General features: G+C 27.9%; 21 protein-coding genes and 1 pseudogene. 17 read left to right on the top strand and 5 right to left on the bottom strand.

Annotation, left to right across the window (positions count from 1 at the left end; all coding sequences use genetic code 11):
• Positions 1-143: 143 nt before the first annotated feature.
• On the top strand, positions 144-1,019 hold the full coding sequence (locus JW646_RS18075; protein WP_074916507.1) for a MurR/RpiR family transcriptional regulator: 876 nt from the start codon (positions 144-146) through the stop codon (positions 1,017-1,019).
• Between the two features lie 111 nt (positions 1,020-1,130).
• On the opposite strand, the pseudogene JW646_RS20395 reads toward JW646_RS18075, so the two are convergent.
• A pseudogene (locus JW646_RS20395) lies at positions 1,131-1,447 on the bottom strand (transposase); the annotation flags it as partial.
• 914 nt (positions 1,448-2,361) lie between these two features.
• Here JW646_RS20395 and nifV point away from each other — a divergent pair.
• The 13 genes from nifV to nhaA all read left to right on the top strand — a co-directional run bounded on the left by nifV (position 2,362) and on the right by nhaA (position 16,639).
• Positions 2,362-3,519: a homocitrate synthase gene (gene nifV / locus JW646_RS18080; protein ID WP_228415889.1), complete on the top strand. Its 1,158-nt coding sequence runs from the start codon at positions 2,362-2,364 to the stop codon at positions 3,517-3,519.
• Between the two features lie 38 nt (positions 3,520-3,557).
• On the top strand, positions 3,558-5,495 hold the full coding sequence (locus JW646_RS18085; RefSeq protein ID WP_228415890.1) for an aconitate hydratase: 1,938 nt from the start codon (positions 3,558-3,560) through the stop codon (positions 5,493-5,495).
• Positions 5,496-5,565: 70 nt separating this feature from the next.
• A complete protein-coding gene (locus tag JW646_RS18090; protein WP_074916513.1) occupies positions 5,566-6,558 on the top strand; it encodes an isocitrate dehydrogenase (NAD(+)) in 993 nt (330 codons plus the stop codon).
• Between the two features lie 57 nt (positions 6,559-6,615).
• Positions 6,616-7,425 (top strand): MBL fold metallo-hydrolase, encoded by an 810-nt coding sequence (locus tag JW646_RS18095; protein ID WP_228415891.1) that lies wholly within the window; start codon positions 6,616-6,618, stop codon positions 7,423-7,425.
• A gap of 200 nt (positions 7,426-7,625) precedes the next feature.
• Entirely contained in the window at positions 7,626-8,234 is a 609-nt protein-coding gene (locus JW646_RS18100; protein ID WP_074916517.1) for an SAM-dependent methyltransferase, read from the top strand.
• Between the two features lie 205 nt (positions 8,235-8,439).
• Entirely contained in the window at positions 8,440-9,021 is a 582-nt protein-coding gene (locus tag JW646_RS18105) for a hypothetical protein (protein ID WP_228415892.1), read from the top strand.
• A gap of 1 nt (position 9,022) precedes the next feature.
• Positions 9,023-9,766: an elongation factor P 5-aminopentanone reductase gene (gene ymfI / locus JW646_RS18110; RefSeq protein WP_074916521.1), complete on the top strand. Its 744-nt coding sequence runs from the start codon at positions 9,023-9,025 to the stop codon at positions 9,764-9,766.
• A 23-nt stretch (positions 9,767-9,789) separates the two neighbouring features.
• Entirely contained in the window at positions 9,790-10,317 is a 528-nt protein-coding gene (locus tag JW646_RS18115; RefSeq protein WP_228415893.1) for a hypothetical protein, read from the top strand.
• Between the two features lie 238 nt (positions 10,318-10,555).
• A complete protein-coding gene (locus tag JW646_RS18120) occupies positions 10,556-13,051 on the top strand; it encodes a CoA-disulfide reductase (protein ID WP_228415894.1) in 2,496 nt (831 codons plus the stop codon).
• Positions 13,052-13,129: 78 nt separating this feature from the next.
• Positions 13,130-13,468, top strand: a complete 339-nt coding sequence (locus tag JW646_RS18125; RefSeq protein WP_206923554.1) for a rhodanese-like domain-containing protein — start codon at positions 13,130-13,132, stop codon at positions 13,466-13,468.
• 100 nt (positions 13,469-13,568) lie between these two features.
• Positions 13,569-14,123: a class I SAM-dependent methyltransferase gene (locus JW646_RS18130; RefSeq protein ID WP_228415895.1), complete on the top strand. Its 555-nt coding sequence runs from the start codon at positions 13,569-13,571 to the stop codon at positions 14,121-14,123.
• A 29-nt stretch (positions 14,124-14,152) separates the two neighbouring features.
• The gene (locus JW646_RS18135; RefSeq protein WP_228415896.1) at positions 14,153-15,316 is read left to right on the top strand and encodes a cytochrome c biogenesis protein/redoxin; all 1,164 of its coding nucleotides are present in this window, start codon (positions 14,153-14,155) and stop codon (positions 15,314-15,316) included.
• Positions 15,317-15,418: 102 nt separating this feature from the next.
• Complete coding sequence (gene nhaA, locus JW646_RS18140; protein WP_228415897.1) at positions 15,419-16,639, top strand: Na+/H+ antiporter NhaA; 1,221 nt, start codon at positions 15,419-15,421, stop codon at positions 16,637-16,639.
• A 78-nt stretch (positions 16,640-16,717) separates the two neighbouring features.
• Here nhaA and JW646_RS18145 read toward each other — a convergent pair whose 3' ends face one another.
• Positions 16,718-17,098: a DUF6483 family protein gene (locus tag JW646_RS18145; RefSeq protein WP_074916532.1), complete on the bottom strand. Its 381-nt coding sequence runs from the start codon at positions 17,096-17,098 to the stop codon at positions 16,718-16,720.
• Positions 17,099-17,289: 191 nt separating this feature from the next.
• Here JW646_RS18145 and uvsE point away from each other — a divergent pair, with 191 nt between their 5' ends.
• Positions 17,290-18,249 (top strand): UV DNA damage repair endonuclease UvsE, encoded by a 960-nt coding sequence (uvsE, locus tag JW646_RS18150; protein ID WP_228415898.1) that lies wholly within the window; start codon positions 17,290-17,292, stop codon positions 18,247-18,249.
• A 291-nt stretch (positions 18,250-18,540) separates the two neighbouring features.
• Here uvsE and JW646_RS18155 read toward each other — a convergent pair whose 3' ends face one another.
• Both JW646_RS18155 and JW646_RS18160 read right to left on the bottom strand, forming a co-directional pair.
• On the bottom strand, positions 18,541-18,921 hold the full coding sequence (locus JW646_RS18155; RefSeq protein ID WP_148556741.1) for a DUF4363 family protein: 381 nt from the start codon (positions 18,919-18,921) through the stop codon (positions 18,541-18,543).
• Between the two features lie 11 nt (positions 18,922-18,932).
• Positions 18,933-19,589, bottom strand: coding sequence for a DUF421 domain-containing protein (locus JW646_RS18160; RefSeq protein ID WP_074916538.1), 657 nt, complete (start codon positions 19,587-19,589; stop codon positions 18,933-18,935).
• Positions 19,590-19,696: 107 nt separating this feature from the next.
• Here JW646_RS18160 and JW646_RS18165 point away from each other — a divergent pair, with 107 nt between their 5' ends.
• On the top strand, positions 19,697-20,158 hold the full coding sequence (locus JW646_RS18165; protein ID WP_206923548.1) for a C-GCAxxG-C-C family (seleno)protein: 462 nt from the start codon (positions 19,697-19,699) through the stop codon (positions 20,156-20,158).
• 186 nt (positions 20,159-20,344) lie between these two features.
• Entirely contained in the window at positions 20,345-21,781 is a 1,437-nt protein-coding gene (gene miaB / locus JW646_RS18170; RefSeq protein ID WP_074916542.1) for a tRNA (N6-isopentenyl adenosine(37)-C2)-methylthiotransferase MiaB, read from the top strand.
• Positions 21,782-21,813: 32 nt separating this feature from the next.
• On the opposite strand, the gene JW646_RS18175 is transcribed toward miaB, so the two are convergent.
• Entirely contained in the window at positions 21,814-22,425 is a 612-nt protein-coding gene (locus tag JW646_RS18175) for an NUDIX hydrolase (protein ID WP_148556744.1), read from the bottom strand.
• Between the last annotated feature and the right edge of the window lie 106 nt (positions 22,426-22,531).

A 22,531-nucleotide genomic window follows, 5' to 3' on the forward strand; every position in this document is an offset into this window, starting at 1 on the left:
TGCTACCTTATAAAAAATATATTGAATAATGAAAAAATGAAATAATATTTTATAACTTAATATAAACAGTGGTATAATTAAGTTATAAGTATGAATAATTTACAAATACTTCATATTTTTCACAAAAGAAAGAGGAGCATATTATGGAATTTACAAATAATATAAATGATAGTAAACAGTTAATTTCAATTATACAATCTCGTTATCCTAAAATGAGTAAGGGACAAAAGCTAATAGCCCAATATATTATTAAAAATTATGATAAAGTAGCATTTATGACTGCGAGTAAACTTGGGGAAACTGTAGGTGTTAGTGAGTCTACTGTGGTAAGGTTTGCTAATGCTTTAGGATATCCAGGATACCCAAAACTACAAGATGCATTACAAGAGTTAATAAAAAATAAATTAACAACAGTGCAAAGGGTGGAAATGGCCAATGATGATTATTCTGATGATGCAACAATACTTAGTAAAGTTCTAAAAAGTGATATAGATAATATAAGAGGAACTTTGGAAGAAATTGATGCAAAAGCTTTTAAGGATGCTTCAGAAGAAATATTAAAAGCTAGAAAAATATATATTTTAGGTATGAGAAGTTCTCATGTGATAGCTCAATATCTAGGGTTTTATTTAGATTTAATATTAGATAATGTTCATGTAATAAGACTAGACATGGGAGATGTTTTTGAGCAAATAGTTAGAATAAACGAGGAAGATGTAATAATAGCATTTAGTTTTCCTAGGTATTCAAAAAAATCATATCAAGTTGTTGACTATGCTAAAAATAAAGGAGCTCATATTATATCAATAACAGATAGTTATTTTGCACCAGTAGCGTGTTTGTCTGACAATACGCTTTTAGTAAAAAGTAATATGGCGTCATTTGTTGACTCTTTAGTTCCTGCTATGACTGTAGCTAATGCACTTGCCATATCTGTAGGTATGAAAGAGAAAGAAGAAATAAAAAAATACTTTGATGATTTGGAAAAAATTTGGGAACAGTATTCTATATATGAGTAATTTATAGTGATAAGTGCGGATACTATTCGGGTTTGTCAATAAAAGTGTGTAAGTAGTTTTTGTTTTATAAGTCAGGTAGATAAAATTAATCTACCTGATTTTTAAATTTTAATATTGATTATAAAGTTCAGTTATCCTAAGATAAAGCAATTTAAGTAGTGCATTTTCATTAGGAAAAACTCCTTTTTTGTTACTTTTCTATACATCTATAGCTCCATCTTCTAAACCACTAACCCCATCCATACAGATGAACAAAATATCTTCTACGCCACCAAAATAATATCCTAAAATTGTATAAATTGCACAGTTTTTAACTCCGTAATCCATGCGAATAGTAACATTCAGCCAGTCTACAAATAATAAAGTATATAATTTTTTAAGGTTTTATTTTGCCATTGCTTAAGATGTACAAGTATGATTTCCATGATGTAAATCCTTTTGTGAAAATTTGAAACCTTAGAACATGCAAAGAAAGTTTTAGGAAATGACATAAAGGAAATACCAAAATGAGAATTTAAAATATATACACAAATAGATAAAGAAAGTGTTTTGTAAAGAGGGATTAATATCAATAGACTAAAATTTGCTTTAGCCTATTGATATAGAATTAATCTTTTGGGCATGAATCAGAACACGAAAAGCAAACGAATGATTTTCCTGGATATTGGGATTTTGCTTTCTTGAGGGCGTCATCGCAGCTAGAAAAATAGCCAATATAAGTTCTAGTTGATGAATAAGATAGGTAAGGGCAACCTTCAGAATGAATTTCATGTTTACCATGGGCATTTACAAAGTTGTTGAAATAGTAGTTTTTAATAAAATCACCACCTTTGGTTATGAACTTAATACAAGTTATGCGTGAGAAATACAATGTGTGAATTATAGTTTATAAGCATGAAAAGTTAGGTCATATATTAGCAGTGTGAAATATTAAAACTTGAAGCATTATGCAGTTCAAACAAACAAGGAGATTTAACATAAAATAGAATTTAAAGTATATAAAGGATAATAAATTTTATTATCCTTTTTTCATATGTAAGCATTAATCAATTAATAAACTTTGACAAGTGAATTTTGTTTATAAAAATTAGGGAGGCTATTTTATATTAAAATAAAGTAAATTGAAAATTTAAAGATAAAATACTTTGATTTTTAATTAATTATGCAAGTTATAAAAAAAATAATGCAAAATACAGAAAAGCGTATTATAATTAAATTAAATAAAGATGACTTATAAACTGCGAGTAGACAAAAATTGTTAAAGAAATAATTTTGTATTATTTTATATAATTGAAAAGTATTGAAATGACCATGCAAATATAATTAAAAGGGGGAACTGGATATGTGTGTGCTAGATAAGATAAAAGAAAAAGAAATAAAAATTGTAGATACTACTCTTAGAGATGGTGAACAAACAGCAGGTGTTGCTTTTGCCAATCATGAAAAAGTGACTATAGCTCAAAGTTTAAGTGATATGGGAATTGATCAATTAGAAGTTGGTATACCTACTATGGGTGGTGATGAAAAGGCAACAATAAAGGCAATATGCAAGAGAAATTTAAATTCTAGTATTATGGCTTGGAATAGAGCAGTTATTACAGATATAGAACAGTCTATAGATTGTGGTGTTGATGCAGTAGCCATATCTTTATCTGTTTCAGATATTCATATTGAGCATAAACTTAAAAAATCTAGACAGTGGGTTTTAGATAATATGTACAATGCTGTAACTTATGCAAAAAAAAATGGACTATATATATCTGTTAATGGAGAAGATGCTTCTAGAGCTGACACAGATTTTTTAATTGAATTTATTAATTTAGCAAAAGAGGCAGGAGCAGATAGATTTAGATATTGTGATACAGTGGGAGTTATGGAGCCTTTTACAATAAGAGAGACAATAGAAAAAATACACAAGGCTACAAACTTTGATATAGAAATGCATACACACAATGACTTTGGCATGGCAACTGCTAATGCTATAGCAGGGATTGTAGGTGGGGCAAATCATATAGGAGTAACAGTTAATGGTTTAGGAGAAAGAGCAGGAAATGCGGCCCTAGAGGAAGTTATTATGGCTTTAAAAATTGTTTATGGATATGAAACTGACATTGATACTACAAAATTTAGAGAAATTTCCAAATATGTTTCACAAGCATCTGGTAGACAGTTACCTGACTGGAAAGCTATAGTTGGAATAAATATGTTTAGACATGAATCAGGAATACATGCTGATGGTGCAATGAAAAATCCTAAAAACTATGAAGCTTTTGATCCAAGTGAGGTAGGTTTAGAAAGACAAATCGTAATAGGAAAACATTCGGGAAAAGCTGCCATAGTTAATAAGTTTGAAGAATATGCAATAAATCTTTCTCAAGAAGAAGCAGAAGCTATGCTAGAACTTGTAAGACAAACTTCTGTTAGAATGAAGAGAAATCTATTCGATAAGGAACTTGTGGCAATATATAAAGATTTAAAAAATAATAGAAGTGTTATTTAGTAATATAAATTTTATTAGCAAATATGGGAGGATATAAAGTGGGAGACAATTTAACGTATAAAATATTGAAAAAACACTTAGCAGAAGGTGAATTAATACCAGGAAATTTCGTATCAATAAAAATAGATCAAACCTTAACCCAAGATTCAACAGGTACAATGGCTTATTTACAACTGGAAGCTATGGATATTGATAAGGTAAAAACTAAAAGAAGTGTAGCATTTGTAGATCATAATATGTTACAACAAGGATTCGAAAATGCAGATGATCATAAATATATTCAAACAGTTGCAAAAAAACACGGAATATATTTTTCTAAACCAGGTAATGGAATATGTCATCAAGTTTTCTTAGAAAGATTTTCCACACCAGGAGATACATTATTAGGATCAGATAGTCATACACCAACAGCAGGTGGTGTGGGGATGATTGCCATTGGAGCTGGAGGTTTAGATGTAGCACTTGCCATGGCAGGCAATGCTTATAGTATTAAGGCGCCAAAAGTAGTAAAGGTAAATTTAATTGGAAGACTTTCATATATGACTTCATCTAAAGATATTATTTTAGAAGTTTTAAGACAATGTAGTGTAAAAGGTGGAGTAGGAAAAGTATTTGAATACGGTGGAGAAGGTGTAAAATACTTATCTGTTCCACAAAGAGCTACAATAACAAATATGGGTGCAGAACTTGGTGCCACTACTTCAATTTTCCCAAGTGATGAAAAAACTTTTGAATTTTTCAAAGCACAAGGAAGAGAAGATGATTATAAAGAATTAGGTCCTGACGAAGATGCCATATATGATGAAGAGATTATAATAAATTTAGGTGAATTAGAGCCATTAGCAGCTATTCCACATTCACCAGATAATGTGAAAAAGGTAAAAGATTTGGGAAAAATAAAAGTGGATCAAGTTGCAATAGGAAGTTGTACTAATTCATCTTATGAAGATTTAATGAAGGTAGCACAAATTCTAAAAGGCAAAAAAGTACATGAAGATGTAAGTTTAGTTATAGCACCTGGCTCTAGACAAGTGATGGAGATGTTATCTAGAAATGGAGCTTTAGGAGATATAATTAGTGCAGGAGCTAGAATACTGGAAAACTCATGTGGACCATGTATAGGTATGGGTCAATCACCAGGAACAGATAGTGTATCTCTTAGAACTTTTAACAGAAATTTTTATGGAAGAAGTGGAACTCTATCAGCTAACATATATTTAGTTAGTCCTGAAGTAGCAGCAGTATCAGCTATAAAGGGAGAGCTTACAGATCCAAAAGAAATGAAAGTTGATTTTAAAGATTTGGATATTAAGAAGTTTATAATAGATGATTCTATGATAATTAGTCCTGTGGAAGATTCAAATAAGGTGGAGGTAGTAAGAGGACCAAATATAAAACCTTTCCCTTTAAACACTGCTTTAGAAGAAACATTAAATGGAAAGGTAGTATTAAAAGTTGAAGATAATATAACAACTGACCACATTATGCCATCAAATGCAAAATTACTACCATTTAGAAGTAATATACCTTATTTATCTAATTATTGTTTTAATACTGTAGATGAAGAATTTCCTCAAAGAGCCATAAAAAATAAGGGTGGCTTTATAGTTGGAGGAGAGAATTACGGTCAAGGTTCTTCAAGAGAACATGCAGCACTAGCTCCTCTATATTTAGGAATAAAAGGAGTACTAGTAAAAAGTTTTGCAAGAATTCACAAAGCTAACTTAATCAATAGTGGAATAATACCAATGGTATTTGAATGTGATGAAGATTATGAAAAAATTAGTTTAGAAGATAAATTGGAGATTTGTGATTTATATAATGCTTTAATAGAAAACAGAGTAAAAATAATAAATCATAGTAAAAATGAAAGCTTTTATGCAAAAGTTGAATTATCACCGAGTGAAGTGGAAGTTGTAAAAGCTGGAGGAAAATTAAACTATACTAAAAATTTACTTGAAAAAGTAACTTGCTAAAATAGTAATTTTATATAAAGAAAAAACATTAATTATATGTAAGGGGAATTTTACTGGAGGAGATAATAAAATGTATAAAGTAACGTTAATACCCGGAGATGGAATAGGTCCAGAAGTTACAAAAGCTATGGTTAAGGTTGTAGAAGCTTCAGGAGTTAAAATAGATTGGGAAGAAGTAGAAGCTGGAGAAGCTCTTATTGAAAAATATAATACTGCCATTCCAGATCATGTTATTAAATCAATAAAAAGAAATAAAATAGCAATAAAAGGTCCAATTACAACACCTGTAGGTAAAGGGTTCAAAAGTGTAAATGTTACACTAAGACAAAATCTTGATTTATATGTAAACTTAAGACCTATAAAAAGCTTTAAAGGAATAAAATCAAGATATGAAGATGTGGATTTAATAATTGTTAGAGAAAACACAGAAGATTTATATGCAGGAATTGAGCACAAAATAGGAGACTATGGGGCAGAAAGTATAAAGCTAATAACAAAGCCAGCATGTGAAAGAATTTGCGAGTTTGCTTTTCAATATGCAAAAGACAATAATAGAGAAAAAGTAACCGGTGTTCATAAAGCGAATATAATGAAGCTTAGCGATGGATTATTTTTAAACACTTTTAAAGAAGTTAGCCAAAAATATGATGTAAGCTGTGATGACTTAATTGTAGATGCAGCGGCTATGAATCTTGTTTTAAATCCCCAAAAATATGATGTAATGGTAATGCCTAATTTATATGGTGATATACTATCTGATTTATGCTCAGGTTTAGTTGGTGGACTTGGAATAATTCCTGGTGCAAATATAGGTAGGGATTATGCAGTATTTGAAGCCGTACATGGTTCTGCACCACAAATTGCAAATCAAAATATAGCTAATCCTACAGCCATAATTCAATCAGCTATTATGATGTTGAAATACTTGGGAGAAGTAGAATATGCTAAAAAAATAGAAAAAGCTTTAGAACAAGTATTTTTAAAAGGAGAAAAGCTAACAGTAGATTTAGGTGGAAATGCCAGTACAGATGAATTTACAGAAGAAGTAATTAAATATTTGTAGATTAAATAAAAATTCTTTCATAAATCATGGAAGAATTTTATTGTAAAGGGGTGTAATATGGTTTTAACAGTTTTAGTTGATAATAATACCATAATTGATGAATACTACATAGGAGAGCCAGGTCTTTCTTTTTATATTGAAGATGAAAATATAAAAATATTATTTGATTGTGGATATTCCAATGTATTTATTAAAAATATGAAAAAACTAAATCTAAGCCCAGGTAATATTGATGTTTTGGCAATTTCTCATGGACATGATGATCATGTGGGAGGAATTAAATATTTAGCACAGAAAAAGTTAAATCCAAATCTAAAAATAGTAGGACACAGCTTAGTATTTAATAAAAAAGTAAAAAACAATCAATGTATATCATCGCATTTAGATATAAATGAAATAAAAAGCATGGGGGAAGTTGTATTAAGCAAAGAACCTATTAAAATAAGTGAAAATATTTATTTTTTAGGAGAAATACCAAATACTATAGATTTTGAACCTAGGTATTCTATTGGAGAAATAGAAATAGATAATAAGTATGAAAAAGATTTTATTTACGATGATACAGCATTAGTTTATAAAGGAAAGGAAGGTTTATTTATTATTGCTGGATGTTCTCATAGTGGAATTTGTAATACAGTAGAATATGCTAAAAAAGTATGTAAGGATAACAGAGTGATTGGTATAATTGGAGGAACTCATTTATTTGAATACAATGATAGAGCAAAGAAGACTTTACAATATTTTAAAGAAGGTAATATTAATAAACTCTATCTTTGCCACTGTACATCTTTTGAAGTAAAAAGTTATATTCACAGTATTATTCCTATAACAGAAGTTGGAGTAGGTTTAAAATTAGAAATTAATTAAAGTAATAAAGCCATTGGAGTGTTATACAATGGCTTTATTAAATTTTACAAAAAAATTATATTTACAAATTAATATAGACTTGATTCCATACTAAAACTTATAATATAGTAAGATATGCATAACTTATTACCTTCTTATTGATATTATAAATACCTAGTAGGGAATAATTTAAAATTAAAATAAATAAAATAGGAGTAAATATGAAAGAAAAATACTATGATAAACTATTAAATATAAATACGATAGGAAATCAAAACTGGAAAAGCACATCAACTCATAATCATCCTTATGAACCAACTTTATATATAGCTTTAGAAGAATTATTTGAAAACTACAAGTTAAAAGAAGATGATCATATAGTTGATTTTGGATGTGGAATGGGAAGATTAATTTTTTATATAAATTATCATTTCCAATCATATGCAAAGGGTGTGGAAATTAACGAAAGATATTATGAAGAAGCTTTGATAAATAAAATTAACTATAAAAAGAAAAATAAAAAATATATGGATAAAATAAATTTTTATTGTGATTTAGCACAACAATATAAAATTTCTTACTTAGATAATAAGTTTTATTTCTTTAATCCTTTTTCTATTCAGATTTTTTCAAAAGTTATTGACAATATATTGGAGTCTTATGAAAATAATATTAGAGATATGGATATAATTATGTATTATCCATCTAATGAATACCTAGATTTTTTAGATTACAAAACACCTTTTACACTGAATAAAGAAGTTAATTTAACCAAGTTATACGAAAAAGATCATAGAGAAAAGTTTGTTATATATAGTTTAAAATGCTAAAGTTATAATATAGAAGTTTTATAATAATATTTATACTTGAGGGGTAGTTATGGGAAAAGAATCAAGATTTAGGTTTATTTTTCGCACCATGTTACTAATTATATTTATTATATTATTTATGATAGATAAAAATAAAATAATAAGTATATTAAACTACAAAATAATATATGGCATAAAATTATATCATTTAATTTGGTTATACTTAATGTTAGAAACAGCAATTTTAATTGTTCCATATACAAATAATCATTCTTATAACGGGAAATTATTTTTAAAACATTATATACCAGTAGAAAATTATGATGAAAAAAAATTACATAAATATATAGAAAAAAATAATAAACATGCCAGAAGTGTATTTGTGGCATGGATAGTTTTAAATCTGGTACTATTAATAATTTATTATAATTACAACCTAAGTACACCATATATATTTTTAGTCTTTATGATTTATTACTGGACTGATATGTTTTGTGTTAATATATGGTGTCCTTTTCATAAATTATTCTTTAAAAGTAAATGTTGCAATGAATGTAGAATATATAACTGGGATCATGTTATGTTTTGCACACCATTATTACTTATAAAAAGTTTTTGGTCTTACAGTTTGTTTTTGCTATCTTTATTTGCATTTATACAATGGGAATACATGATAAAAAGACACCCTGAAAGATTTTCACCTTTGTCAAATAAAAAATTACAGTGCAAAGGTTGTGATTATAATTGCAGATTTAATAAGATGAAATACTTAAGAAGTAAAAATTATATTAGTAAAAAAGAGGTTTAAAATGAGTATAAAAAAGACAGCATTAATAACAGGAGCTTCAAGAGGCATCGGAAGAGAAATGGCCAAACTATTCGCTAAGAATAATTATAACGTAGTTATAAACTATAATTATTCAGAAAAAGAGGCTCAGGAGTTGTTTGAAGAGCTTACAAATGAAAATTATAGTGTTAGAATTTTCAAGGCAGATATTTCAAATATAAATGAAGCAAATGCTTTGGTAAACTATACTATTGGTCAGTTTGAAAGAATAGATGTATTAATTAACAATGCAGGTATTAGTAAATATAATCTTTTTACAGATATAAGTTATGAGGAGTGGCATAATGTAATGAATGTTAATTTAAATTCTGTATTTTATGTTACAAAAAAAGCATTACAATATATGTTACCCCAGCATTGTGGAAAAATAATTAATATATCATCTATTTGGGGATTAGTAGGTTCTGCCAATGAAGTTCATTATTCCACATCAAAGGCAGCTATCATTGGAATGACAAAAGCACTAGCAAAAGAACTTGGACCATCAAACATACAAGTAAATGCCATAGCACCTGGTGTTATAGAAACAGATATGATGAAAGATGTGGACAGTGAAATAGTAGAAATGTTAAAAGAGGAAACACCTCTTATGAGAATTGGAAAACCAATAGATATAGCTAAGTGTGCTCTATTTTTAGCCAGTGATGGAGGCGATTTTATAACAGGTCAAGTAATAAGTTCCAATGGAGGATTTGTAATAAATTAATAAACAACTAAAGGAGAATAAAAATGACAAATTTTATAAACAAAGAAAAAATATTTGCCAATGCGACTAAGTTGGCGGAAATATTATTAGCAAGTGAAAATTACTCTGATTTTCATGAAAGATTAAAAAGTAGTGATATTCAGTACGATGAAAATAAAACTTATGAAGTGGCACCTAGTGGTTTTATTGATTTTAATCATCATTTATATGAAGATATTAACCATATGAATTCCATTAGTACAGGATTATATTTGGAAAAATCTTTTGTAACTTTTAATATATTTATATGGACTTCTAGAGGAGAAGGGTTTGCTATATTTAAGCATATACTTCGTGGTGAAGAAATCAATAAATTGAAAAATATTGATGACGTGAAAGAATACTTGTTTATTCATTTAAATGAGTTAGAAGAAGGTATAATGAAAACTTATAATAAAGATATGGAAATATCTTTAGAGGACTTTGGAAGTGGAATTGAGGCTAAAAGATTACCTCTACCTAGTGTTTTAGGATGTATGAGTATAGAAAATAATTTACAAGATTTGAGATAATATTTGTAATACATGATTAAAAAAGATGAACTTAATTTAAGTTCATCTTTTTTAATGTTACTTTAAGATGAAAAAACATTTAACGTGACAATGTCACTGATACTTTATTAAAAATAGATATAATGAAAGTATGTTAAGAAAATAACTATTTCTTATTACAATAGAAAGGCGATAATTAGCAAATAATATATTAATATTATGATTTTTATAAATATACATTTAGAACAGGAGAGAATTTATGTCTAAAAAAATAATTATTGTAGGTGGAGTTGCAGGTGGGGCATCAACAGCAGCTAGACTTAGAAGAATAGATGAAAATGCACAGATAATAATGTTTGAAAAAGGGGAATATATATCTTTTGCAAACTGTGGTCTTCCATATTATATAGGAGGAACTATAAACGAAAGAGAAAAATTAATAGTTCAAACTGTTGAAGTTATGATTTCAAAGTTTAACTTAGATATAAGAAATTTAAGTGAAGTAGTTAAAATTGATAAAGAAAATAAAAAAGTAACTGTTAAAAATCATAAAACAGGTGAAAGTTATGAAGAAACTTATGATACTTTAGTTTTATCTCCAGGTGCTAACCCATTAATGCCTCCAATACCAGGCATAAAAGAATGTAATAATTTATTTACACTTAGAAATATACCAGATACAGATAAGGTAAAAGCCTATGTTGATAATAATAAACCAAAACATGCAGTAGTAATAGGTGGAGGTTTTATAGGACTTGAAATGGCTGAAAACCTTCATGATAGAGGAATAAAACTTACATTAGTAGAAGCTGGCGACCAAGTAATGGCACCGCTAGATTTGGAAATGGTAAGTATAATACACGACCATTTAATAGACAAAAATGTGGAATTAGTTTTAAAAGATGGAGTTAATTCTTTTGCTAACAATGGTAAAAAAGTAATACTAAGTAGTGGAAAAGAAATTGACACTGACATGATAATCTTATCTATAGGTGTTAAGCCAGAAACTACTATAGCTAAAGAAGCAGGTCTTAAGTTAAATGAAAGAGGAGCAATAATAGTAGATGCTTATATGAAAACTTCTCACAAAGACATATATGCATTAGGGGATGCTGTTGAGATTATGGATTTTGTAAATAAAAAGCCAGCTATGATACCTCTAGCATGGCCAGCAAATAGACAAGGAAGAATAGTAGCAAACAATATTTGTGGAAGAAAAGAAAAATACAAAGGTACGTTAGGTTCTTCTGTGGCAAAAGTATTTGATTATACAGTAGCTACAACAGGAAATAATGAAAAGACTCTAAAAAGACTAGGAATGAATTATAAAGTAGTTCATATACATCCAGGTTCTCATGCAGGATATTATCCAGGATCATTTCCTATTGCCATGAAGATGACATTTGATCCAAAGACTGGAAAGATATTTGGAGCTCAAGGAGTGGGAATGGATGGAGTTGAAAAAAGAATAGATGTAATGGCTACAGCTATAAAAGCAGGTCTTACAGTATTTGATTTACAAGATGTGGAGCCTTGTTATGCACCACCATACAACTCAGCAAAAGACCCAGTAAATATGTTAGGATATTATGCATCTAATATAATAGAAGACATGGTAGACACTGTGCAGTGGCATGAAGTTGATGACATTGTTAAAAATGGTGGAGTAATAATAGATGTAAGAGAAGAGTTTGAACTAGTTACAGGTTCTATGCCAGGAAGTATTCATATACCTCTTGGACAACTAAGAGATAGATTAAATGAAATACCAAAAGACAAGAAATTATATGCTACTTGCCAAGTTGGATTAAGAGGATATGTGGCTTGCAGACTACTTTCACAACATGGAATTAAGTGTACAAATATAGATGGTGGTGTAAAAACTTATCAATTTGTAAAAAGAGCTGAAGAAAGCATAGCTAAGCAAAACAAAAATAACAATGCTAAATTAGAAATAAAAGGTGGAAAAACTACTATGAAATTAGAAGATATAGATATAGCAGAAATAAATGCACATGTTAGCTTAGATGCTTGTGGACTACAATGCCCAGGACCAATAAGAAGAGTATTTGAAGAAATAAATAATATGGAAGAGGGACAAGTTCTAGAAGTAAAAGCAAGTGATCCAGGATTTAGCAAAGATATAAGTGCTTGGTGTGAAAAAACAGGAAACACTTTATTAAAAGCTGAATTTGATAAGTCTAAAAAAGCTTTTGTTGCTCTTATAAGAAAAGGAAGAAATGAATTAGCAACTAGCACAGGAGCTAGCGTAACTACAACAGATAAAAATGGAGCAACTTTAGTTGTATTTAGTGGAGATTTAGACAAAGCTATAGCATCATTTATAATAGCAACAGGTGCAGCATCTATGGGTAAAGAAGTAACAATGTTCTTTACATTTTGGGGTCTAAACATATTGAAAAAGAAAAATAGACCAAAGGTTAGCAAAGATACTATGGAAAAAATGTTTGATGTAATGCTACCATCTCATACAGGGAAACTACCTTTATCTAAAATGAACATGGGTGGTATGGGACCAAAAATGATAGAACAAATAATGAAAAAACACAACGTGGATGACATAGATACGCTAATATCAAATGCAATAAATATGGGTGTTAAAGTAGTTGCTTGTTCTATGAGCATGGATTTAATGGGAATAAAACATGAAGAATTTATAGATGGTGTTGAAGTAGCAGGTGTAGCTGCATATTTAGGAGCTACAGAAGATTCTGGATTAAACTTATTTATTTAATACTAATAAATGAAGGTTACTAATTATATTTCCATTTTGAAAATTAAAATATTTGTATAACTAGGAGGTAAAGTGATTATGGGATTTTTATCAATGTTATTTGGAAATAAAAATGTTAAAAAAATTAATGATGAAGAATTAAATCATATGATGAAAAATAATAAAAAATTATTAATTTTAGATGTGAGAAGTGAAGGCGAATTTAGAAGTGGCCATATACCAAAATCTAAAAATATACCAGTTCAAGAAATAAAATCAAAAATAGGGACTTTAGATTTATATAAAGATAATGAAGTTGTAGTCTATTGTGCATCGGGGGCAAGAAGTTCAACCGCAGCAAATATTCTTGCAAAAAATGGATTTAATAAGTTATATGACTTAGGTGGAATTAGTAATTATAAAGGAAAACTAAAATAATTTTATAAAAAGAATAAAATATTCATAGAGTGTAGATGTTATCTGCACTCTTTTGGGTATATAATAAATAATAAAAATATTAATCTACAAAGGAGAAAAAATGAATATACATAAATTTGATGTTAAAAAGCTTGAAAAATTAAATAATCCACAAAGATTACAAATGGTAGATTTACAAAACTTAATAAGTGAGCTGGATTTACCATCTAATAGTGTGTTAGCAGATATTGGAGCTGGAACAGGTATATTCTCACAAGAGTTCCTAAATTTAATACCTGACTCTACATGTTTTGCATACGACATATCCAAAGAAATGATTGAATGGATTAAAGAAAATAGAGTTGAAAAGATGGATTCTAGGCTTAAAGCTGATTTAATGGAAGAAAATAAAATTCCATTAGAAGATAAGGTTGCAGATTTTGTATTTATGATAACGCTACATCATGAATTAGAAAATGGAGAAAAACTACTAAAAGACGCAAATAGGATTTTAAAAGACAATGGTAAAATCTTAATTTGTGACTGGAAAGAAGGAGCACATCATCATTTTGTTAAAAAAGAAAGTATTATAAGTGATTTGAAAAATTCAAACTTTAATAATATAAAAGAAGTAGATGCATCTGAAAAATTAGTCTGTATTATAGGAAGTAAGTAATAAAAAGCAATTTTATTTTGGAGGGATTAATGGAACAAGTTAATTTAGTTTTAGTATTTTTTGAAGGATTATTATCCTTCTTTTCACCATGTGTATTGCCCATAATACCCATATACTTAAGTATGTTATCAAATAGTAGTACAGACATAATGAAAGACAAAACATTTAAAAATAGTACATTATTTAAAAATACTTTATTTTTCACCTTAGGTATTTGCACTACATTCTTTATTTTGAGTATGGCAATAGGAGCATTTAGCCAATTCTTTATAGGAAACAAAGAACTATTAATGTTAATAGGGGGCATATTTATAATAATAATGGGTGTATTTTACATGGGATATGTTAATATACCTTTATTACAAAGAGAAAAAAGATTTGAAATGCATAGCAAAGATATGAATATTTTAAGTTCATTTATGTTAGGATTAACATTTAGTTTTGGTTGGACTCCATGTATTGGGCCTATGCTAACATCTGTATTAATAATGGCAAGTGGTACACAAAACATATTAATTGGTAATGCATTAGTATTAATATATTCTATTGGCTTTATATTGCCATTTATTATATTAGCAATGTTTTATAAAAAATTATTTGAAAAATTTAATAATATGAAAAAACATTTAGGTACTCTAAAAAAAATTGGTGGTATATTACTAATAATATCAGGACTGATTATGTCATTTAATGGAATTAACAAGATAAATGAAAGTAGAAAAGATAACTACAAAGCTGAAGTAGAAAATAAAACAGAAAACAACAAGGTAAAGGCCTTAGATTTTACTTTATATGATCAATATGGAAAAGAGCATAAATTAAGTGATTACAAAGGAAAAACAGTATTTCTAAATATTTGGGCAACTTGGTGTCCTCCTTGTAAAGCAGAAATGCCACATATAGAAGAATTATATAATGAGTACAACAAAAATAATGAAGATGTAATTATATTAGGAGTATCCACGCCTAACTTGGGAAATGAAGGAGATGAGAAACATATATCAAAGTTCTTAAAAGATAATGAATATACATTTCCTGTAGTATTTGATAATAATGCAAATTTAATATACGGATATAGTATACAATCATTTCCGTCAACATTTATTATTGATAAAGAAGGTTATGTAAGGGAATACGTACCAGGAGCTATGGATAAAGAAACTATGAAATCTTTAATAGAAAGTAATAAATAAGGATATAAATTATGAATGTAAAAAAGAGAAAAAAATAATAAAAGCTATATATCTGTGATATTATCACAGATATATAGCTTTTATTATTGTAAAATATTTTTTATGAACAAAATTAGAAAGGAAACTAATGTAATGAATAGTATAAAAAAAATAATAAAATCGGACTTGGCTACAGGGGTGTTATTAATGTGTGCTACTATGGCTGCGGTTTTTATGACCAATAGTCATTTACAAGAAACATATCATTATTTATTAAGTGGGGTAAATTTAATAGGAAAATTCAATCTTCATATGATAATAAATGATTTTTTAATGGCTATATTCTTTCTAGTAGTAGGTTTAGAAATAAAAAATGAAATATTATATGGAAATTTATCTTCATTTAAAAAAGCATCTTTTCCAGTTATTGCAGCATTAGGAGGAGTAATTGTACCAGCAATAATATTTATGTTGATAAATATAAACACAGAGTTTATACATGGCGTAGGAGTTCCAATATCTACAGATATTGCCTTTGCTATAGCCATATTTATGATATTTAGAAAAAAACTTAACTCTACTTTAAAAATATTTTTACTATCTCTTGCAGTTGTTGATGATTTAATATCTATATTTGCAATAGGAGTATTATACTCATCTCATATAGATTATTCATTTATTATATTGGCAGTAGGAATTGTAGTGTTATTATTTATGCTAAATAAAGTATTTAAAGTACGAAAAGTTTATCCATATATGATACTTGGGCTAATTGTTTGGTATTTTGTTTATAAAAGTGGGGTTCATGCAACTATTAGTGGTGTTGTACTTGCATTTACAATTCCAACAAAATCTAAAGAAAAAGAATCAGAAAGTATAGCTAATAAAATAGAGCATGTATTGTCTCCAATAAGTAATTTGATTATACTACCTTTATTTGCTTTTGCTAATACAGGTATAAATTTTAATGTGAATATTAATCATAATAAAGTGGGAACTCTTATAAATGGTATTATACTAGGATTGGTAATTGGAAAGCCTTTAGGAATAATGTTATTTACATCTATTGCATCAAAGTTAAATATAACAGAAAAGCCAAAAGGTGTTAGCTGGGCTTCGTTGTTTAAAGTTTCCATGTTAGCAGGTATTGGATTTACTATGTCAATATTTGTATCAGAATTAGCTTTTAGTTATAATCATAACTTAATTAATATAGCTAAAATTTCTATATTAATGGCATCAATAATTACTTTGTTTTCTAGTTATTTAGTAATTATTGTTTTACCACAGATAAAAAACAAATGTGGCATATGTATTAAATTTAAAAAGTTACTTTATCATTAATATATAAAAAAGTTGGAGATAATTAAAACTTATCTCCAACTTTTTTATAAAGAAAATTATATATGGTTATTTTGTAACTTAGAATAAAAATTCCACCATAGAAGATACTCCGTATTCTTTACAAATAGATTTTATTCCTTCAGAAATTTCGTCTCTAGAATAATCATTTGACTCTAAATAATCATCTCCAAAATCATTTAGATACAAATAAAATGACATTGCCATTTCAAATTGTTTCATATCAGAAGTATTTATTTCATCAAATAACATATCTTCAGCGTCATTTATCTTTCCTTGATTTACAAGTTCTAATAACCTAACATATAAATAATCTATTCTAGAATATTCGTCGTTTTCTGGTAGTTCGTATTCCATCTCACTTTTACCAAGCACAATATGAGCAATGGATTTAACTAAATCTTTTACCATTCTTAAAATATAATCCTTTTCAAGTTCCATACATCTCACTCCTATTTTTATATATAAATATTATTATTATCGTTTTAAATAAAATTGTATTATAATAATAATATTCACGCTATTTTATAAAATATTATACTCTTTTAAGAAAAATTATTAAAGTAAATATTTGAATACTATCTGTCTATAGTGAAAAAAATATAAGTAAACAAATTTTTAAGGAGGGAATTATGAGAATTAGATTAGGTTATGTGGCAATTGCATTAAATCTGAAAAATATTACATCTTCAAGTACAGTGACTTTTGCTAACTATAATAAATTAAAAAGTGAAGATGAAAAACTTAGAAAACTAAAAAGAGTAACATTTTCTAATATAGATGACTTGGAGACCATATTAAAATATAATATTGAAAACAATATACATTTTTATAGATTAACTTCAAAATTAATACCCTTATCGACACACCCAGAAGTGACTTGGGATTATGAAAAGTATTTTAGCAAAGAATTAAGGACAATAGGAAATATAATTAAATCATCAAACATGAGGCTAGATGCCCATCCAGATCAATTTAATGTGATAAATAGTGTTAAAGATAATGTGGTACAAGACACCCTAAGAAATCTTAATCATGCAGTGGATTTATTTGAACTTATGAAGTATGATGCTGGGAAATTGGTAATTCATACAGGAAGCTCAGCTGGAGGAAAAGATGAGAGTATACATAGATTTATTTCAAACTATAAAGCTTTTCCAAAAAGAGTAAGGGAGCGTTTGATTTTAGAAAATGATGATAAAGTATTTACTGCTAAAGACGTACTTGAAATCTGTGATAAAATTAAAGTACCTATGGTAGTGGATGTGCATCACCATAATTGCAATAATAATAAGGAAAATATTACAGATTTACTTCCTCATATATTTTCTACATGGGATAGTGAAAGTCTGCCACCTAAAATCCATTTTTCTACCCCAAAAGAAGGACAACTAGATAGAAAACACGCTGATTATATAGATGCTAATGATTTTTGTAGTTTTTTAGATTTAGCAAAAGAAAATGTAGATAGAGATTTTGACGTTATGATAGAGGCTAAAAAGAAAGATCAAGCCTTATTTAAATTGATGAGTGATTTGAAAAAAATTAATTATCACTGCAAGTTTATAGATAATAGCACAATAGAAATATGATATTATTTCCTAGTAGGATACAATATAAATATATTATTAAAAACAAAATCGTAAAACACTACCTATAAAGAAATTCGTTATTTTTGTAGATAGTGTTTTATATAATTTGTTTTAAAAGCTAAAATTCGCTACGCTCATGGCGTCAACGAGATATCCTTGCTTTCGCTTCGGATAACTCCGTTACTTAAAATTATTAGCTTAAAGTGCTTATATTGTAAGGTGGCAATGCTTAAATTAAAGTTTTTATATTAACTACTAATCACTTAAAGTTACCTTAAAAATTGTATATATTTAAAAAATTCGATTAAGATTATAACACTCATCTTCCATTAGATTTTCTAGAACCATTTTTATTTTTTCAATTTCTTGAAGACTTATCATTTTTTCCTCTAGACATATACTTTGATTAAGAATTTCTAGCGATGCAAATATTTCATTAAAGTAACAATGATTTATTAGTTTATACCACACATTTTTTTCTTCATCTAAATTCATTTTAGTATCTTTTAAAATATATAAAGCTTGTTCCCATTTATCTTCTTTTATTTTTTCTTCTATTACATTGACTTGATCTATATAATTTGAAGAAAACTCATTGATTTTATCATGATTAAATAATCCTAATATGATGAACAATATTGTCCATCCAATTACAAAATAAGAGGATTTCATAAAAATACACCTCACTCATATTTTTTTTGAATAAATATTTTGTCATATTCATCTAATACACAAATAAGAACATCTTTAACATCATTTATATGATGAGATTTGAGAATATTTAATAGCCATTCATCATCTTTATCAATTAGTTTTAAATTGCTTTTAAGAGTTTTGCCATCTTGTATCAATGATATGGGCAGATGATTATATTCTCGATTTGGCGTAGTATTATAAGTTGTTGTTGGAACAACGCTCAAATTGCCATCAGTTTCTAATAGGGCATACTGAACATATTTGATATTAAAATATCCTTGTACACGAAGTTGTTCTAATAGTTCATTAATAGTTATCTTTTCTTTTTTTAGTGCATTATAATCTATTTTACCTTTATTAATTAGTATGGAAGGTTTACCTGAGACTAATCTCCCTATAAATTTTGATTTAAGTCCTAAAATAGAGATTAATGTTTGCATAAAAACTAAACCTGTTAGAGCAGCTATTCCATAAAGCATAGGAATATCGTTGTTTTCCATAGGAGTTGAGGCTACTTCTGCTATTAGTAAAGTTATTACTAAATCAAAACAATTCATTTCAGCTATTTCACCTTTACCCATAATTCTTAGCGAAACTAAAACGGCAATATATAGTATTATACTTCTAATAAATACAACTAACATATTTTCTCCCTTCTTCCACAATATAATAATTTATTATTTGTAAAATTTAATCCTTTATGTATAATTTAGGTATATAGAATAAAAGTATGTATTAAGAGGGGGATAAAATGGTAGAAAGTATTAATATAAAAAATACTGTTGAGGATGCAAAACATATATTTAATAATGGTTTTGCATGTTCAGAATCTGTAATTTATGCTATTAGAAAAAATTTTAACCTAGATTTACCTGATGATGTAATTGCCATGTCATCAGGATTTCCTTGGGGACTTGGAAGAGCATATTGTATTTGTGGAGCACTGGCTGGGGGTACAATGTGCCTTGGGTATTTTTTTGGAAGAAGGAATCCAAATGATCCTAAAATAAATAAATGTTTTGATTTAACAAAGGAATTTAGTGATGCATTTGTTGAGTTTGCAGGATATCAATGTTGTGGGAAAATAACAGAAGGACTAGATAGAGATAACAATGGGCATAAAAGCAAATGTACTAATATAGTAGCTATGGCAACACAAAGAGTATGTGAAATTGTGTGTAGAGAGTTGGAAATAGAAATTATAGAAAACTAAATATATTAGTCTAGCAAAGTAAGGATACTAACTTTAGGATTAATTTACATAGTGATTAAAATATAGTAAATTGGTCAAAAAATAGGGATAAAGCACTAGGATATATATCCTGGTGCTTTTTACTAGTATATTTAAGAAAAATTATGGTATAATTGAATTTGCATTATTTACTAAGGAGGAAGACAAATGGGAAAAAGAAAACAAGTTCAAGTTCCTGTGGAAAAGATAGAAGAGCAAAATAGATTTATTGAAGCAATAGGAGAAAAAAATAATAGATATTTTGCTATAAATAAAAGAAAACCTAAATATATGATCCAAACTTTTGGATGTCAAATGAATGAACACGACTCAGAAAATTTAGCAGGAATGTTAGAGGCTATGGGTTACGAAGCTACTTTAATGACTTCTGATTGTGATTTAATAATATATAACACTTGTGCAGTAAGAGAAAACGCTGAACTTAAAGTTTATGGTAACTTAGGTCACTTAAAATTAGCTAAAAGAAAAAATCCTGATTTAAAAATTGCTGTATGTGGATGTATGATGCAACAACCTCATGTTGTAAAAGAAATAAAAACTAAATATAAACATGTAGATTTAGTTTTTGGTACACACAACTTATATAAATTTCCTGAACTATTAACTCAGACTATGGATAGTCAAACTACACTAGTAGATGTTTGGGATGTAGATGGAGAAGTGGTTGAAGGACTTAGAAGTAGTAGAAAATTTGAGCTTAAAGCCTTTGTAAACATAATGTATGGATGTAATAACTTCTGTACTTATTGTATAGTGCCATACACTAGAGGAAGAGAAAGGTCTAGAACTCCAGAAGACATAATAAATGAAATAAAAGAATTGGCAGCAAATGGGACTAAAGAAATAACACTACTTGGTCAAAATGTTGACTCTTATGGTAAAACTTTAGAAGAGCCTATAACATTTGCTCAGTTACTTAGAATGACAAATGAAATAGAAGGATTAGAAAGAATAAGATTTATGACTTCTCATCCAAAGGACATATCTGATGAAGTTATATATGCCATGAGAGATTGTGACAAAGTATGTGAATTCTTACACTTACCAGTACAATGTGGAAGTACAAGTCTTCTTAAAAAGATGAACAGACACTACACAAAAGAAGATTATTTAAGAATAATAGAAAAAGCTAAAAGTGAAATACCAGGAATTGCTTTTTCTACTGATTTAATGATAGGATTCCCAGGAGAAACCGAAGAAGATTTATTAGATACTATAGATGTGGTTGAAAAGGTTAAATACGATAATGCATTCACATTTATATACTCTAAAAGAGAAGGTACTCCAGCAGCTAAAATGGAAAATCAAATTCCAGAAGATGTAAAACATGAAAGATTTAATAAAGTTTTAGCTAAAGTAAATGAAATACTAGCAGATCTTAACAAAGAATATGTAGGCAAAACAGTTGAAGTTTTAATAGAAGGAAAGAGTAAAACTGATGATAGTAAATTTACAGGAAGAACTAGACAAAATAAATTAGTAAATTTCACAGTTAAAAATCCAGAAGAAAACTTAGTTGGAAAACTGATGAACGTAAAAATAAGTTCAGCCACAACATTTTCATTAGTTGGCGAGGAAGCTTAATATAAAATAAGGCCCATAATATTTATGAGGCCTTATTTGTTTTTTATAAAGTTCAAAAAGTTTTCTAAAATCCTAGCAGTTATACCCCAAATAACATAATCCTTATATTCATAAAACCAAACAGGATATTCACCTATAGCAAACTCATATTTTTCTTTATTTGGTATTTTTTCATAAGGAAAATTTTCATTTGGAACTACTTTTACATCATTTGTATAAATATTTGCATCGTAATTTATTAAGTAATCAAGAGGAACTAAAAATATATGGTCCACTTCATCTTTATTAATATCTAAGTTTTTTATGTCTTTAATTTCACCTAAATAAGGATGAATAATTAAATTCGCATGTGATACATAAATATCTAAAGGAGATATAATATTAATGTTATCTTCAGTTGTTCCTATTTCTTCGCAAGTTTCTCTTATACAAGCTTCTTTTGGAGTTTCATTTTTCTCAATTCTTCCTCCAGGGAAGGAAATTTCCCCAGGCTGACGCCTCATTTTTCTTGATCTTAGTTCAAACAAAATAGAGTATTTTCCATTTTCTTTTACTAAAGGTATTAATACAGAAGCACGATTCATATTTTTATAACCATTTATATAAGGTTGATAATTATTAAATTTGTCAATTATGTCTTTCAAAATAAAGCCTCCTAAAATTAAACTTATTATTAATATAATACTATAATAACATTATAGAGTTAAAGATATTAAAAAAAAATTATGTTATACTAAAATAATAATGATG

This window comes from Terrisporobacter hibernicus, from assembly GCF_020809405.1.
In the GTDB taxonomy this organism is placed as follows: domain Bacteria; phylum Bacillota; class Clostridia; order Peptostreptococcales; family Peptostreptococcaceae; genus Terrisporobacter; species Terrisporobacter petrolearius.